Below are 15,242 nucleotides of genomic sequence, written 5' to 3' on the forward strand. Positions count from 1 at the left end.
GCACGTCGCTACACGTCGGTCGAGAATCGGACCCCGCCGTCCGGCAACACGACTCCCGGCCACACCCGCGCTCCGCGCAGCAGCTCGCAGCGGGCACCGACCTCGGCGCCGTCGCCGATCACCGCGTCCCGGACGAGTGCGCGCGGCCCGATGCGGGCTCCGAATCCCACGATCGACCGCTCCACCACCGCCCCGGCGTCGATGCGCGCGCCGTCGAACACGGCAACACCGTCCAGGCGGGCACCGCCGCCGACCACGACGTCGCGGCCGATCACTGTCCCACCGATCAGCATCGCGCCGGGCGCGACCCGAGCGGTGGGGTGCACGCGGGATTCGCCGCACTCCCCCGCGAGCACCGGCGACGGCGCGATGCCGCGCACCAGGTCGGACGAGCCCTGCACGAAGTCACCGGGCGTGCCCATGTCCCGCCAGTAGGCGGAGTCGACGTGCCCGAACACGCGTGCGCCGTCCACGAGCAACGCCGGGAACATCTCTCGCTCCACCGAGACGGGACGTCCGGCCGGGATCTTCTCGATCCACTCGCGGCGGAACACGTAGCAGCCCGCATTGATCTGATCGGTCGGCGGATCCTGCGTCTTCTCCAGGAACGCCGTGACCCGTCCTTCTGAATCGGTGGGCACACACCCGAAAGCCCGTGGATCGGCGACGCGCACCAGGTGCAGCGTCACGTCGGCGTCGTTGGTCTCGTGCGTGTGCAGGATCTCGCGCAGGTCGCTGCCGCCGAGCACGTCGCCGTTGAACACCATGACGTTGTCGGCGCGCAGCTGCGGGAGCACGTTCCGGATGCCGCCGCCGGTGCCGAGCGGTTCGGTCTCGGTGACGTACTCGATCTCGAGGCCGAGGCTCGTGCCGTCCCCGAAGTGCTCCTCGAAGACCTCCGCCTTGAACGAGGTACTGAGCACCACGTGAGTGATGCCGGCTGCCTCGAGCCGAGCCAGCAGGTGCGTCAGGAACGGCACGCCCGCGGTGGGCAGCATGGGCTTGGGAGCCGACAGGGTGAGGGGACGCAGCCGGGTTCCCTTACCTCCGACCAGGATCACCGCATCCGGTGCGTGTTCTGCATTCATGATTCCCCCGGTGCGACGCATGAGCGAGACGTGCGCGCACGAAGTCGTCGTCCCGGAAGCACGCCGTGGCGACATCCCGTCGAGGGATGCCGCCAGCGGGCGCTCGGGATCAGCTCTGCGAGAGGTCCGGCAGTCCGCCGAAGAGGTCGATCACGAGACCGATCAGTTCCTCGGGGGTGTCGATGATGTCGTCGGTGCTCGGCCCGTCCTCGGTCTCGGCCTGCGGCACGGTGCCCTCGGACTTGGTCGGCGCGGACTGCGCGGCCGGGGCAGCAGGCGCCGGAGCGGCGCCGTCACCGGCGATGTTCACGACGATCGGATCCTGGAACGGCGCTCCGGAGCGGAGGCCGACGTTGTCCCACTGGGTGCCGGCGGCGTCCTGGCAACCCCAGTACACGTAGTAGGTGCCGGCGGCGATGGGCTGCGGGCCCTGCGAGACGGGCTGGCCGTCCTGCACGAAGGTGATCGCGGAGGTGCTGGTGTTCTCGATGGAGAACTTCGAGCCCGGGGCCTGCGCGTCCGCGCGGCCCGACGGGTCGGCGGCGTCGAGACCGCTCTGCTTGGTCGACACGTACGACACGCAGGTGACGCCGGCGGACACGTCGACCCCGGCGAAGTCGAAGTCGACGGTGATCGAGCCCGGCGTGCCCGAGGCCGAGACGTTCGGATTGCCTGCGGCGGACGCGGTCCCCGGCACGCACAGCGCCAGCGCTCCCACCCCGGCCACGGTCACGGCAGTCTTCTTCAGAACGGATTGCATCAAAGCTCCCTCGAGTACGGCGTCTCCGCGAGAAGTCGCGGCGTCCACTTCGACCCCCCGGTCGGAATGTTCGGAGACACCGTAACCCGAGGCGGCCTCACATGCGAGTCGGTCGGTCTGTTTCCGGCGGCGCTCCACGCGCCCGCACCCCACGCCTCCAATCTGCACTCTCGGTGTCGTTTCAGCGGACTATTCCAGTCCGCGCCCGTCGCCGAGGACGAAACGATGGACTCGGGTCGGCATCGTTTAGGGTTCGACCCATGGACATCGTCTTGTGCCTGTTGGTTTTGTGGGCAGCGCTGTCGGTGCTGGTCGCGGTCGTGGCCGGTGACGCCGTCCGGCTCAGGGAGGAACGGTCCCGCCCGGCGCGTGCCACGGAAGTGCCGGCCGAACCGACCAGGCCCGAAACGATCGTCCGTGCGCCGGTCGGAGTCTGAACACGTCCGCCTCGGTCCTACCCGGCCACGGGAAGGGGCGCCGGATCGGGAGCGCCGATCACGCCGCCCGGCGCGGGAAGCGGAACGAGGGCGCAATTACCGGAACCGGATGAGATCACGCAGAGTGCAGCGGGAAGGATGTAGGGAAGCAGATCGGTACTCCCGGTAGCCGCACTTGCGGTGGCCGGCCGGGCGACGGTGCAGCACCCGCAGTGCTCGGCTCTCGACGTCACGGCGTTGGAGCGCGCTCCCGCGAGAAGAAGACCGGAACCACGAGGACGACGATCAGGCCCACCCCGGCCAGGGCCGCGGACCACGCATTCAAACGACCTTCCCGCTTCTCGAATTCGACACTCTGTTGCGCGGATTCCGCTATTGCGTTGTTTCGCTCGAGAACCGCCCGCCGGAATTCGTCGACTTGGATGAGGAACAATTCGACCGCGCGGGGCTGCAGAGCCGGGTCTGTCGCGGCCGGCGCGGTCGGCGGGGTGGGCATGGCAGGAATGTCGGGAGGGCGCGGACTGCTGACGAAAGGGGCGACGATGAAGATGAGCCCCACCGCCAGACTGAGCACACTCGCCTGAATGAAGTACCGTCGCTGCCCCGTCGCGCGATTGACCCATTCCATGAAGAAGATCAACCTCTGCATCTGGTGGTTGTGCAGGGTACCCACCGGTGGCTGCAACGTGGATCGACTCGCCGGCATGAGGAAGGCCAGATAGAACCCGGAGAAGGCGACGGCCATACCCAGGAAGAGCGGGGCGAAGACCCCGCGCAGGGGTAGCGAATTGTCGGTGACGGAGAACGAGACACCCAGCACGCCGATATAGATGGTTCCGATGGCAGCGGCGGCGGTCTGCACGAATTTCGCGCTGTCGCGACTCCGCTCGAAGCCGCCCTTCGATGCGTCGTACAGGTTCTCCTGGAACACCTTCCGCAGTTCGTACTCGGCAGCCCAGCCGGCCATCTGGAAATCGGTCGTCGCCTTGTCGAGTGCGGCGCGGCGCTCATCCTCCTCCGCACGCTCGGCCTCCAACCGGAGCCGTTCGAGTTCCTGCAATCGCCTCGTGGCAGGACACCACGATCGCACCACGGCGAGCGGTGATCTCAATCCGCTTCCTCGGCCGACTTGGACGGCATCACGTAACTGTCCGGAATTCCCCACGCTCGGCCCTGGCAGTGCATATGCACGTCGCCCCGGAACTCCTCCGCGGGGAAGAATTCGTTCTCGGCTTCGCACCACTTCTGACCGACTGGCATGGCCTGAGTGTGCTCCCGAAATCCGGGGACGGACATTGCGCAGCCACAACGACTGGGTATCGATACAGCGCACCGCACGCGCACCACCCGCCGACGACGATCGAAAACACGGGCACGGCCGGAAATGGGCCGTGACGACGACATCGGTGCCGGATACGGCCGTGGAAATCCTAGTCCTGCGCCCGGCGCGCGGAGTCCCCGTGCCCGAGATCGCGTTCGGGATCGACGACGTCGCGCACCCGCTGCTTGAGCGTGACGATGTCGGGGAAACCGCCGTCGACCTTGCGGTCCCACACCGTCCGGTCGCCGGCCGTGACGACGAAGATCCCGCCGGTGCCGGGAACGAGAGCGACCTCGCCGAGATCGGTGCCGAAGGTGTTGAGCAGTTCCTGTGCCATCCAACCGGCCCGCAGCAGCCAGTTGCACTGTGTGCAGTACGTGATGGTGATGCGGGGTGCGGTGTGCGGCTCGGTCACCGCCCGAGAGTATCGGCCGGCCGCTCGAAGAAGGTGAGGCCCCGCCGACCGTGGTGGCGAATCGGCGGGGCCTCGTCGCGAGCCGGTGATGGGGGGTAACCGGCTCGCGAGTTGTCGCCTTCGCAGGGGGGACAGGAAGGCGACACGGAAACACTAGTCCTATAGATAGTTACTCGCGAGTACAAATGATCTTGTGCCGGTCGAGGCGGTGACGCGCGGTCAGGACTGGGTGCTGTGACGGTCGCGTTCGCGCTCGGCGCGCTGGATTTCGACGAGGGATTCCTCGGTGTCGGCGACGCGCAGGACCCTGCCCAGCAGCAAGCCGAGCGCCAGCGAGACGATCAGCCAGGCGACGAGGATCGCCGCAACCCACCACCACATACACCCAGTGTGTACGAAGTTCGTCGCCGATGGGTAACGCGGACGCAAGTGTGACCGATATTGCGTCACCCTAGCGCGGCGTTGCCCCACTTGTCCCACATTCCGTACCGAACAACCGTAAAGTTCCCGACGTGCCGACCCAGACAATTCGCCGCGCCGGACACGCCCTCCTCGTCCCCGCCCTCGCCGCGCTGACCGTGCTGGCCGCGGGACCTGCCGCCGCGCAGGACCCCGTCGACCCGCCCGGCGACGTCGTCTTCGGCACGCAGACGCTGGGATTCGGCGACACCGTCGCCTTCCGCGGCCACAGCGACACCGCGACCCTCACCGTCCCGGTGCCGGACGGGCTGCGGCCCGCCACGCTCGACACGACGGTGCAGATGCCCGCCAACGTCTCCCGCGGCTGGATCGACGTCGAGTCGCAGGGCCTGCTGCTCGCCCGCATCGACCTGCCCGCCGCCGGAACCCTGGTGCCGGTGTCGCTGCCCCTGGAGGCGGCACCGATCGTCGATCGCGCCGTCACCGTCACCCTCACCGTCCACCTGCTGCCGTTCGACGGCATCTGCCCCGAGGACTGGACGGATCGTTCGGTGGTGCTGCGCGACGGACGCGTCCGCTACACCGGGGCACCGACCCCACCCGCCGTGGTCGCCGACTTCCTGCCGCCGATCCTCGAGTCGTTGGAACTCGCACTGCCCGCCGACCCCACCCCTGCCGAGTCGGCCACCGCGCTCGATCTCACCGCGGCCGTCACCGCCCAGTACACGGGCCGGCCACTGCGGGTGACGGTGCAGCCCCTGCCCGGCGACGACGCGGTGCCCCCTGCCCCGGCCGGCCCGTTCACCCGGCAGATCGCGATCGTCGAAACGGACGGTGACGGTGCCGCCACCCTCGTCGACGTGCCCGGCGGCGTTCCGGCCCTGGCGGTGACGGGTAACGCCGACGCGCTGCGCAACCAGGCCCGCCTCCTCACGAGCGACATCTCGTCGGTCGCGGTGGCCTCGGCCGCCACCGTCGGCACACTGGGCTCACCGCCGCGGCTGTCCCCCGACGCGACGACCCTCGGCGAACTGGGTCTCGGGGCCCTCACCGACACCGGGGTCGGCGTGGTGGAGGTGCCGCTCGGCATCGACCAGACCCGTCTGGGACGGCCGTCCCACAATCTGCGGATCAACCTGCAGGGCTCCTACACCCCGCTGCCCACGACCGAGGGCGGCCTGGTGTCGGTGACGGTCGGCGACACGGTCGTCGACTCGTGGCCCGCCGACGCGACGGGCCGCCTGGATCGGTGGATCACCGTGCCGGACACCGTGCTCGGGCGGGTCACCGACGTGGTAGTGTCCCTGCGCGCCACCGGCGGCACCCACCAGTGCGGCCTGGAGCAGCCGATGACGCTGACCGTCGACGCCGGCAGCCGCGTCACCACCGAACCCGCCGATCCGCCGCAGCCCGGCGGGTTCCGGTCGCTGCCGCAGGCGCTGCTGCCGAAGGTGAACGTCGCCGCCACCGAGGCCGGGATCGCCGACACGGCACGGGCCGTCGCGCTCGTGGCCGGGCTGCAGGGCCTGACGTCGGTGCCGCTCGACCCCGAGTGGGTGAGCCTCGACGAGGCCGCCACCGGCAGTACCCCCGCCATCGTCGTCGCCGCCGACGGCCGCGTCCCCGACCAGCTCGAGCTGCCGCTGGCCGGCACGCAGGGCCGCACCCTCGAACTCGTCGATCCGGCCACCGGCGATGCCACCACCGTCACCTTCCCCACCGACGTCGAATTCGCGTCGCTGCAGGTGGCGCGCGACGGCGAGCGTGCCGTCCTCGTCGCCACCGCGACCGACGTGCCCGCCGAACTCGACCGCACCCTCGGCTGGCTCGCCGCGCAACCGCAACGCTGGGCCGAGCTCGACGGCGACGTGCTGTTCACCACCGCGGACCGCGATCCCGTCGAACTCGCGCTCACCGACCCGGCCACCGAGACCACCGCGCAGCAGTCCCTCGCCGTCTCGACGAGGTGGGTGCTCGTCGGCGGCGGTCTCGTCCTCGCCGCCGGTCTCGCCGCGGCGCTGATCGGCGCGCTGCGATGGCGTCGCGGCCGTCCGCGCCCGCACTGATCGGACCCGCCATGAGCACCATGACGACCACCGAGCGCGCCGCACTGTTCGCGCACACCAGTGCCCGCTGGGCCATCGTCGTCGCCGCGACCCTGATCGGTTACTGGAGTACGTGGCAGGCGCTGGTCGAGGAGGTCGCGCGCGGCACCAGCGGCGGCTACGTGGCGCTGGTGCCGCCGTTCGCGGTGCTGGCCGCCGAGGGCGTCACCCGGCGCCGGCACGGCGAACTGCCGATCCACGACCGGCAGACCGACCGGATCGTCGGCGGTGCCGTCCTGCTGATCGCGATCGCCGTCAAGTGGCTGCTGCTGCCGCGGTACGGGCCGAACTACCAGATGATGCACCTGGATGTGCTGTCCGCGTGGCTGTTCGTGATCGGCATGTGCGTGCTGCTGTTCGGGCTGCGGGTCGCCTCCCGCTACTGGCCGGTGTGGCTGCTGCTGCTGGGCACCTCGCCGCTGGCCTACCGGGCGATGCTCGTGCAACTCGGGGGCAGCAAGTTCGCCGCCGGGTTCCTGATGGTGCTGCTGGGTTCGCTCGCGATCGCCGTCGCGGTCGGCCGCACCCGGCGCCGCGCGCTGATCGGTTTCTGCGCGACGCTGCTGCTCGGCCTGGCGCTGCTGGTCGCGGTGACCACCCGCTACCCGGATGCGCGGGTCGCCGTCGCGCAGATCGTGCCGTCGGCGGTGGCGGCGCTCGTCGTCGGCGCCGCGTTCTACCTGTACCGGTACCGGGGCCTCGCGCCGCGGACCCTGCCGCCGAACCCGGTGTCGCCGCGGGAGGCGGCCCGCACGTTGCTGCTCATCGTGCCGGCGACCGTCGTGCTGGCCGCGGCGCCGCTGCCCGATCAGCAGCTCACGCCCGTGTCGGTGGGCCCGCCGCCGAGCGGCAGCGTCAGCCAGGTCGTCCCCGCCGGGTGGTATCAACTCGAGTCCATCGACTACGACTGGCCGCGAAGGTACTTCGGGTCCACGGCCCAGCTGCGCCGGCAGATGATCCGCGCCGTCGAGCCGCGCGCCGACTGGGACCGGCTCTCGCGGCCGCGGACCGTCGCCGTGCAGACCCTGCAGGTGCGGCGGGTGGGGGTGTTCGAGGTGTATCCCGTACACACCACGTACGACCTCGGACAGGCGCGGGTGAGCCCGAAGATCCGGGTGGATCTCGGCCGGGGTGTGCAGGCCGACTTCTTCACCGTCGTCGACGACGAGCTGCTGCTCACGTGGAGCCTGATGAGTTTCATCTGGACACGCGGCGACGCCCTCGCACAGCGGGTGAGCCTGCTGACCGTCGACAATCACGAGCTCGACGCCCCCTTCCCCCAGCCCACCCCGAACATGGCGTCGAACGCGAGCGCGCTGCTGTCGGTGTTCCTGCGCGGCGGGGCGTCGGTGGAAGACTCCGACCCCGAGTACAAGGATCTGAACCTGCTGACGGAACTGGGTCGCGATCTGGTGGAGGCACAGTGGCGCGGAATCTAGTCGACGACGAATTCAAGGCCGCGGCGCTGCACGACGCCGTGTACGGGCTGCGGGAGAAGCGGCCGCTGTCGTCGGCATCGGTGGCGTTCGTGCCGTGGCAGAAGTGGTTGACGCTGAGCCTGGTCGCCGTGGCGGTCCTGGCGCTGGTGGTCGCGACGATCCCGACGCTGACCGTGCTCACGGCGGTGTGCACGGCCGGGTACATCGCCACGCTCGCCGACCGGTTGCTGCTGTTCTCCCGCGGCCTGGCGCGCGACGCGATTTTCACCGTCGACGACGACGTGGCCCGCGCGGTGCCCGAGCAGGACCTGCCGACGTACACGGTGCTGGTGCCGGCCTACAACGAGCCGGAGGTGGTGGGCGACCTGATCGCGGCGATGACCGCGATCGACTATCCGGCCGAGAAGCTGCAGGTGCTGTTGCTCCTCGAGGAGGACGACGCCGTCACCATCGCCGCGGCGCAGGAGGCGGGCCTCGGCGAGATCGTGGAGATCCTGCTGGTGCCGGCGGCGGATCCGCGGACCAAGCCGAAGGCGTGCAACTACGGGCTGCACTTCGCCACCGGCGACATCGTCACCATCTTCGACGCGGAGGATCTGCCGGAGCCGCTGCAGTTGCGGCGGGTGGCGGTGGCGTTCGACCGGCTCGGCGACGACGTCGCGTGCGTGCAGGCGAAGCTGGCGTTCCACAACGGCACGCAGAACATGCTCACCGGGTGGTTCACCGCCGACTACGCCCTGTGGTTCAACTTCGTGCTGCCCGGGCTCATGCGCTCGAATTCGCCCATCCCGCTGGGTGGTACGTCGAACCACATCCGGCGCAGCGTGTTCGACGAGATCGGCGCGTGGGATCCGTACAACGTCACCGAGGACGCCGACCTCGGGGTGCGCATCGCCGAGACGGGCTACCGTACGGCCGTATTGGACTCGACGACGCTCGAGGAGGCCAACAGCGATCCGATCAACTGGATCCGGCAGCGCTCCCGCTGGTACAAGGGATATCTGCAGACGTGGCTGGTGCACGTGCGCCGGCCCGTACAACTGTGGCGGGGCATCGGCACGGTCGGGATGCTGCGGTTCACCACCCTGCTCGCCGGGACGCCGATCATCGCGTGCCTGAACATGGTGTTCTGGCTGATCACCATCTCCTGGCTGCTGGGCCAGCCGTTCCTGGTCGAGGAGATCTTCCCGTGGTACGTGTACTTCCCCGCGCTGATCTCGCTGGTGTTCGGTAACTCCGCGGTGCTGTACATGAACCTGGTCGCGTGCCGAGAGACCGGCAACTCGGCGCTGTGGCTCGCGTGCCTGACCGTGCCGCTGTACTGGCTGATGATGTCGGTCGCGGCGATCAAGGGCACCTACCAGCTGATCCGCAATCCCTCCTACTGGGAGAAGACGTTCCACGGGCTGTCCTCATGAGGAGCAGCGCCGCCCGGGTGTTCTGGCTGTCCTGCCTGCTGTATGCGGCGGTGGGCCTGTATCTCGCGCTGGATGTCTCCTATTTCCAGGGTGATTCGCTCAGCCGCGTGGCGGCCGCGCGCAGCGCCCTGCACAGCCGCGATCCGCACCTGGCGGCGATCGGGTTCGTGTTCACTCCCCTGACGGCGCTGCTGCAGCTGCCGCTCGTGGCGCTGTCGGACTGGTGGCCGGCGCTGACCCGGTGGGGCATCACGGCGGTGGTGATGTCGGCGCCGTTCATGGCCGGGGCGGTCACCCAGGTGCACCTGTTCGCCCGCGACCGCGGGGCGTCGCCGTGGCTGGTGTGGACGGTGACCGTGCTGTTCGCGCTGAACCCGATGATCGTGTACTACGGCGCCAACGGCATGAGCGAGGCACCGTTCCTGATGCTGCTGTGCTGGGCGACCCGCCGGCTGGTGCGGTGGATCAGCACCGACGACGTGCACGACCTCGCCGTCGCCGGGATCGCGGTGGGCCTGGCGTATCTGGCGCGGTACGACGCGCTCGCCGTCGGCGCGGCCGTCACCGTCCTCGTCGCCGCGGTGACGCGGTGGCGCACGGGTGGGTGGCGCCCGGCGCTGCTCGACGCGATCCTCGTCGCGTCGCCGGTGGCGTTGTCGTTCCTGGTGTGGGCGGCGACGAGCTGGCTGATCACCGGCGAAGCGCTGCAGCAGTTCTCGTCGGCGTACGGCAACGCGGCCATCCTCGAGCAGAGCGGCGGCGGTTCGGCCGGGGGCCTGGCGGCGCTGGCGTTCTCCGTCGCCGAGATCCTGGTGCTGGGACCGGCGCTGCCGCTGCTCGCGCCGGTCGTCGCGGTGCTGGCGTGGCGCCGCCGGGACTTCGAGCCGGTCGTGCCGTTCGTGGTGCTGGGGGCGGTGCTGGCGTTCGCGGCCCTGTCGTACTTCCGGGGCATGACGTTCCCGTTCCTGCGGTTCTACCTGGCCGCGGTGCCGCTGGCGGCGATGTGGGTGGTGCAGCTCGCGCCCCGTCGCGGGCAGCTGAAGGCACGCCGGCTCGGCGCCCACGCGACGGCGCGCCCGCAGGACCACGGCTCCCTCGCGCCGGTCGGGGCGCTCGCGCTCGCGGTGTCGGTGCCGGTCACGTTCGTCGCGATGGGCGATGCGAACCTCTCGCAGGAGCAGCACGCGCTGCGCACCGTGCTGTTTCCCGACCCGGACGACACGTCGGAGCTGCGCGACCAGGAGAACCGGATCATCGCTTCGTTCGGCACGGAACGCCGCATCGCCGACTACCTCGACGACCTCGACCTGCCCGACGGCTCGGTGGTGATGGACACCGTGTACGGGTTCGCGGTGCTCACCGCCACCGACCGGCCCGAGCAGTTCGTCGTCCCCTCCGACGCCGACTTCACCCGCATCCTCAACGATCCCGCGGCGAACGGCGTGCGCTATCTGCTGACCGTGCCGAACGAGGGCCGCGGCGTGTCGGATGCGGTGAACCGCCGCTACCCCACCGTTTTCGAGAACGGCGCCGACATCGCGACCCTCGATCTGGAGATCCCCAACGACGGTGACAACCAGCCGACCTGGCGTCTGTACCGGATCGGTTGACGCACGGCGGGCAGCGTGCCACCATCGCTGCACCGACCCCGAAAACGGGGCGACCCCGGCCGGTGCGCCAACACCGAACCGGGGTCTGGGCACACGACAGAAGAGGCTGTCATGCACCGTGAGGTGGATTGTATCCACACGCCGATTCCAGGCGCGTATCCCCGGGAGTGGCCGCGTGCCTCACACCCCGACGTGGCGTCGTCCGCCGTCCTGAGCTGCGCGAGTCCGCCGACGACCTGACCTGCACCAGCCCCGCACCCGAGTACCGGGTCCGGGGCTGTCGGTGTTTCCCTGCGTGCGCGCGAGGGCCGTTCCGGTGACCGAGGCGCATGCGGTCACGTCGTTTTCCGTGCGGGTCCGACGCTAACCAACCGCATCCGGCATTCCACCGTCCCGGTGAACGGCACCGGGCACCCGATCGAGCACGGGTCGACACGTCCGACCGGGTCCAGCTCAGCCGCTTGCCTTTTCGGCAGGCGGCCAGACGTGCTGGCCGAGACGCGGTATCGGGGTATGGTCCGTGGGTTTGCTTGGGGAAGGGGCCGACGAGTCAGGGACCCGAAGGGTCTCCTTCTGCTTTGCCGTCCCGAAATCTTCTCTGCCGCGCCCGAACACGTGTACTCGATCCGGCGACGCGCACCGGCACGGATCCCCAGTGCCGGGTCTACAGCACCGGGATCAGCGCGGACTCGGCGGCAGTTCGTGCAATGCGCGCACCAGCGGCGCCAGCTCCGGGATCTCGCACGCCTCGCCGAGGGCGGCTTCGAGCGTGGCGTCGTGCGTCGGACGCGCACTGTCGAGCAGTTCGCGCCCGGCGGCGGTCAGTTCGGTGTAGATGCCGCGGCGATCGTCCTCGCACAGGATCCGCGTGAGCAACCCGCGCTTCTCGAGACGATTGACCAGGCGGGTCGTCGCGCTGCTGCTCAGCGCGGCCGCGCGGGCGAGCTGCGCCATCCGCATGTGCCAGCCGTCCTGCCGGCTCAGCGCGTCGAGCACGGTGTACTCGACCACCGAGAGCTGGTGCTGCTGCTGGAGGGCGCGTTCTAGCTCGGTGTCGAGCGCCCCGTGCAGTGCGGCCAGCGTGCGCCAACCTTGCGCGCGGATCTCCACCGCGTCGTCCGCAATGCCCACGTCGCCTCCTTGCTTTCTGCCCTCTCCGATACTACCCGCTTGCGCATGTATAGAGCGCGTGCAACTATTTATGAGGCGTCTGCAACTACTGCACACGCGCTCTATGCGCTGACGCGCAGATCTTCGAAAGGAACTCGACGTGCCTTCAGGCCTCATCGCCCTCGCCATGGGCGGATTCGGGATCGGCCTCACCGAATTCGTGATCATGGGACTGCTGCCGGAGGTCGCCGCGGACTTCGCCGTGAGCGAGTCCGTCGCCGGCTACCTCATCTCCGGGTACGCGCTCTCGGTCGCCCTCGGCGCCATCCTGCTCACCGCCGCCCTCACCCGCTTCGACCGGAAGCGGGCCCTGCTGTCCCTGATGGTGCTGTTCATCGTCGGCAACCTGCTGTCGGCCGTCGCCCCGTCGTACGAGGTCATGATGGGCGGACGCATCGTCGCGGCCCTGTGCCACGGCGCGTTCTTCGGCATCGGATCGGTCGTGGCTGCGGACATGGTCGCACCCTCCAGGCGCGCCGGCGCCATCGCCATCATGTTCGCCGGCCTCACCATCGCCAACGTCCTCGGCGTTCCGTTCGGCACCCTGCTCGGGCAGCAACTGGGGTGGCGCTCGACCTTCTGGGCGATCACCGCGATCGGCGTGGTGGCGCTCGTCGGCATCACCGCCCTGGTGCCGACCACTCCCCCGGCCGGCACACACGGCGGCCTGCGCGGCGAACTCCACGCGTTCCGCAACAAGCAGGTCTGGTTCTCGATCGCGCTGACCGTCCTCGGCTACGGCGGCATGTTCGGTGCCTTCACCTACATCGCCTTCACCCTGACCGAGGTCAGCGGCTTCGCGACATCCAGCGTGCCGTGGCTGCTCATCGTCTTCGGCTCCGGCCTGTTCGTCGGAAACTACCTGGGCGGCAAGGCAGCCGATCGGGCCCTCACCCCGGCGCTGACCTGGATTCTCGCGCTGGTGACCGCCGTCCTGGTCGTCTTCGCCGCGACCGCCGACAACCGGGCCATGACGATCCTCTCACTGTTCCTCATGGGCGCCTCCGGTTTTGCGACAGTCCCCGGCCTGCAGATGCGAATCATGAACTACGCCTCCACCGCCCCGACCATGGCCTCCGGCGCCAACATCGCTGCCTTCAACGTGGGTAACGCCCTCGGTGCCTGGCTCGGCGGTCTGACCATCGCAGCCGGCCTGGGCTTCACCTCCCCGATCTGGATGGGTGCAGTCGTCACGGCCGCCGGCCTCGTCGTGCTGCGGATGGCCACGGCGATGGACCGGCCGAGGGCCGAGGCGCCGGCGGACTCGGCGCTCGTGAAGATCTGACCCTGGTGCGCTGACCCCGCGTCCACCGGACCGCCGAAGCTCGCAGTTCGCGGTGGGCACGGGACGGGTACGCGACCGCCCATCCGCAATGCGGGGAGGGACTCGTAGCCGGTCATTCATGTTTCAGGCTCTGGAAGAACGACTTTGCCAGAGCGTTCTCGTAACTCCGCGCGGCCGCCGTCCAGCAGCAATAATTGCCGGGCCGCTCGAGTCATGAATCGCGTGGTGCATCCGTAGCTCGCCTGGAGGTGTATGCCCGATCAGTCGTGTTTCGCCTCGTAGCGCAGCAGGACCGTGCCACCCGGGAAGGTGCGGTTCTCCAACAGTCGCAGCGATATCCATGACGGCAGTGTCGGAAAGAACGGGGTGCCGCCGCCCACGGCGATGGGGGCGACCACGAGCCGGTATTCGTCCACCAGTCCCGCCTGCACGATCGGTGCGGCCAGCGTCGCGCCGGCCACCTCCAGCGTCCCGTCGGTTTCGGCCTTCAGCTTCGTCACCACCTCGACCGGGTCCCCGCGTTCCAGGCGGGAGTTCCAGTCGACGGACTCCAGGGTGCGCGAGAACACGACCTTGGGCATGTCGCGCCAGACGCGGGCGAAGTCGACGATCAGAGGGGTGGCGTCCGGGGCCTCGTCGGCAGTCGGCCAGTACGCGGCCATCAGTTCGTAGAGCCGCCGCCCGTAGAACGACAGGGCGGTCTCCCGCTCGAAGTCGTTCCAGTACTGGTGTAGTTCTTCGCTCGGATCGGTCCAGTCGATGTTTCCTTGCGCATCGGCGATGTACCCGTCCACCGACACGTTGAAGCCATAGATGAGTTTGCCCATGCAGATCAGACTGCCCCGGAGGGCAAAACTCATCGCGACGCCGCACAAGTTATTGCCGAATCGTTGTGGACGGACGCGCGTCAGGCGGCCCCCTCCCACTTGCAGGCCGGAAGCGCCGCCTCCGGTTCACGGCCGAACGATGCCGGAGTGGGCACCGGTGGCAGCGCCGGCTGACCGGAATCGACGAGATCGGGCTCTCGCTCGGTGTCAAGGGATTGGGGCGACCGGCTGTCGGAGTATGGTGCGCAGTCGGTCGGGCGCGGTCCTGCGGAAGTCGGTGAGATAGATCTCGTGATGCTTGCCGGTCAGGCGCAATCCGCTGTCCGGGACGAACTCTTCGTGAAGTTGCGCGAGTACGGCAGCTTCGTCGTCGAAGGGGCCGACGTGCAGTGTCTGCACGCATCGGCCCTCGTGAAGCGTCTCGAGGCGGACGTCGTCGAGGCCCTGGGGGCGATTCCCGGCTCCGGCGCGTTCGACGGCCGCGGCGAACATCGCGTGGTCGATCCAGTCCGGCGTCATTATCATCATGGTCCAGTCCCATCGTGATTTGTCCCGCGCCGCGGTAAACGAATCCATGTCGTCCGCCCACCACAATCCCTCGAGCGGCGGAACGACGTAGTCCCGGTCCAGATCGCGCTTGCTGGCAAACTTCAGCTTGTACGCCACGGGGTACAGAGCGCGGACTGCCCGGTCGAAGTCGGGAGAGGTATTGGGGTCGCCATGACCGTCGATCATCAGGTATTGCATCGTCGGTACGTCGACCAGGCGGAACTTGCCCCGTCGTGCCTGATAGGCGTCGAGGGTCTTCTTGAAATCAGTCTTCTCCGTCATCGGGTGCCTGGACTCGCGCTGCGAGCCACGTCCTTTCCGCCTCGAGGAGGCTGAGTGAGTACGAGAACACCTCGCGCGCGGGCCGCGGACGATACGGATCCGATCTCTGGACCGCG

General features: G+C 69.2%; 15 protein-coding genes. 6 read left to right on the forward strand and 9 right to left on the reverse strand.

Annotated features, from left to right (window positions below):
- Positions 1-8 precede the first annotated feature (8 nt).
- A complete protein-coding gene (manB, locus tag AC2IPW_RS19875; RefSeq protein WP_486375469.1) occupies positions 9-1,088 on the reverse strand; it encodes a mannose-1-phosphate guanylyltransferase in 1,080 nt (359 codons plus the stop codon).
- Between the two features lie 109 nt (positions 1,089-1,197).
- Positions 1,198-1,848: a hypothetical protein gene (locus AC2IPW_RS19880; RefSeq protein WP_017681459.1), complete on the reverse strand. Its 651-nt coding sequence runs from the start codon at positions 1,846-1,848 to the stop codon at positions 1,198-1,200.
- A 260-nt stretch (positions 1,849-2,108) separates the two neighbouring features.
- Between AC2IPW_RS19880 and AC2IPW_RS19885 the strand changes: the two genes are divergently transcribed.
- Positions 2,109-2,285, forward strand: coding sequence for a hypothetical protein (locus tag AC2IPW_RS19885; RefSeq protein WP_486375470.1), 177 nt, complete (start codon positions 2,109-2,111; stop codon positions 2,283-2,285).
- Between the two features lie 229 nt (positions 2,286-2,514).
- Here the strand turns inward: AC2IPW_RS19885 and AC2IPW_RS19890 are convergent, their stop codons facing one another.
- From AC2IPW_RS19890 to AC2IPW_RS19905, 4 genes are all read right to left on the reverse strand, one after another.
- Positions 2,515-3,345 (reverse strand): hypothetical protein, encoded by an 831-nt coding sequence (locus tag AC2IPW_RS19890; protein WP_486375471.1) that lies wholly within the window; start codon positions 3,343-3,345, stop codon positions 2,515-2,517.
- 47 nt (positions 3,346-3,392) lie between these two features.
- On the reverse strand, positions 3,393-3,545 hold the full coding sequence (locus AC2IPW_RS19895) for a hypothetical protein (RefSeq protein ID WP_160320122.1): 153 nt from the start codon (positions 3,543-3,545) through the stop codon (positions 3,393-3,395).
- Positions 3,546-3,715: 170 nt separating this feature from the next.
- Positions 3,716-4,021 carry an Rdx family protein gene (locus AC2IPW_RS19900; protein ID WP_486375472.1) on the reverse strand — a complete coding sequence of 102 codons (306 nt, stop codon included), beginning with the start codon at positions 4,019-4,021 and terminating at the stop codon, positions 3,716-3,718.
- Between the two features lie 219 nt (positions 4,022-4,240).
- Complete coding sequence (locus AC2IPW_RS19905; RefSeq protein WP_193788730.1) at positions 4,241-4,402, reverse strand: hypothetical protein; 162 nt, start codon at positions 4,400-4,402, stop codon at positions 4,241-4,243.
- Positions 4,403-4,533: 131 nt separating this feature from the next.
- Here AC2IPW_RS19905 and AC2IPW_RS19910 point away from each other — a divergent pair, with 131 nt between their 5' ends.
- From AC2IPW_RS19910 to AC2IPW_RS19925, 4 genes are read left to right on the forward strand one after another with little or no spacing between them, the layout of a single operon-like run.
- Positions 4,534-6,507 (forward strand): hypothetical protein, encoded by a 1,974-nt coding sequence (locus AC2IPW_RS19910; RefSeq protein WP_486375473.1) that lies wholly within the window; start codon positions 4,534-4,536, stop codon positions 6,505-6,507.
- A complete protein-coding gene (locus AC2IPW_RS19915) occupies positions 6,477-7,985 on the forward strand; it encodes a hypothetical protein (protein ID WP_486375474.1) in 1,509 nt (502 codons plus the stop codon). The genes AC2IPW_RS19910 and AC2IPW_RS19915 overlap by 31 nt, the downstream gene beginning before the upstream one ends.
- Positions 7,970-9,403, forward strand: coding sequence for a glycosyltransferase (locus tag AC2IPW_RS19920; protein ID WP_003939564.1), 1,434 nt, complete (start codon positions 7,970-7,972; stop codon positions 9,401-9,403). The genes AC2IPW_RS19915 and AC2IPW_RS19920 overlap by 16 nt, the downstream gene beginning before the upstream one ends.
- Entirely contained in the window at positions 9,400-11,013 is a 1,614-nt protein-coding gene (locus AC2IPW_RS19925) for an ArnT family glycosyltransferase (RefSeq protein WP_486375475.1), read from the forward strand. The genes AC2IPW_RS19920 and AC2IPW_RS19925 overlap by 4 nt, the downstream gene beginning before the upstream one ends.
- A 678-nt stretch (positions 11,014-11,691) precedes the next feature.
- Here AC2IPW_RS19925 and AC2IPW_RS19930 read toward each other — a convergent pair.
- Positions 11,692-12,144 carry a MarR family winged helix-turn-helix transcriptional regulator gene (locus AC2IPW_RS19930; RefSeq protein ID WP_040270333.1) on the reverse strand — a complete coding sequence of 151 codons (453 nt, stop codon included), beginning with the start codon at positions 12,142-12,144 and terminating at the stop codon, positions 11,692-11,694.
- Positions 12,145-12,283: 139 nt separating this feature from the next.
- Here AC2IPW_RS19930 and AC2IPW_RS19935 point away from each other — a divergent pair, with 139 nt between their 5' ends.
- The gene (locus AC2IPW_RS19935) at positions 12,284-13,468 is read left to right on the forward strand and encodes an MFS transporter (protein ID WP_486375476.1); all 1,185 of its coding nucleotides are present in this window, start codon (positions 12,284-12,286) and stop codon (positions 13,466-13,468) included.
- A gap of 260 nt (positions 13,469-13,728) precedes the next feature.
- Here AC2IPW_RS19935 and AC2IPW_RS19940 read toward each other — a convergent pair whose 3' ends face one another.
- Together AC2IPW_RS19940 and AC2IPW_RS19945 are read right to left on the reverse strand one after the other, a co-directional pair.
- A complete protein-coding gene (locus AC2IPW_RS19940; RefSeq protein WP_003939556.1) occupies positions 13,729-14,295 on the reverse strand; it encodes a dihydrofolate reductase family protein in 567 nt (188 codons plus the stop codon).
- A gap of 207 nt (positions 14,296-14,502) precedes the next feature.
- Positions 14,503-15,126, reverse strand: a complete 624-nt coding sequence (locus AC2IPW_RS19945; RefSeq protein WP_450120200.1) for a GyrI-like domain-containing protein — start codon at positions 15,124-15,126, stop codon at positions 14,503-14,505.
- Positions 15,127-15,242: the final 116 nt, after the last annotated feature.

The organism is Rhodococcus sp. NS-SX18 (assembly GCF_057367935.1).

What these genes read in the sequence shown, in the direction of transcription:
- AC2IPW_RS19925 (WP_486375475.1), top strand. Translation starts at nt 9,400, where the DNA reads ATGAGGAGCAGCGCCGCCCGGGTGTTCTGGCTGTCCTGCCTGCTGTAT.
- AC2IPW_RS19885 (WP_486375470.1), top strand. Translation starts at nt 2,109, where the DNA reads ATGGACATCGTCTTGTGCCTGTTGGTTTTGTGGGCAGCGCTGTCGGTG.
- AC2IPW_RS19945 (WP_450120200.1), bottom strand. Translation starts at nt 15,126, where the DNA reads ATGACGGAGAAGACTGATTTCAAGAAGACCCTCGACGCCTATCAGGCA.
- AC2IPW_RS19940 (WP_003939556.1), bottom strand. Translation starts at nt 14,295, where the DNA reads ATGGGCAAACTCATCTATGGCTTCAACGTGTCGGTGGACGGGTACATC.
- AC2IPW_RS19895 (WP_160320122.1), bottom strand. Translation starts at nt 3,545, where the DNA reads ATGCCAGTCGGTCAGAAGTGGTGCGAAGCCGAGAACGAATTCTTCCCC.
- manB (WP_486375469.1), bottom strand. Translation starts at nt 1,088, where the DNA reads ATGAATGCAGAACACGCACCGGATGCGGTGATCCTGGTCGGAGGTAAG.
- AC2IPW_RS19905 (WP_193788730.1), bottom strand. Translation starts at nt 4,402, where the DNA reads ATGTGGTGGTGGGTTGCGGCGATCCTCGTCGCCTGGCTGATCGTCTCG.
- AC2IPW_RS19915 (WP_486375474.1), top strand. Translation starts at nt 6,477, where the DNA reads ATGGCGTCGCGGCCGTCCGCGCCCGCACTGATCGGACCCGCCATGAGC.
- AC2IPW_RS19880 (WP_017681459.1), bottom strand. Translation starts at nt 1,848, where the DNA reads ATGCAATCCGTTCTGAAGAAGACTGCCGTGACCGTGGCCGGGGTGGGA.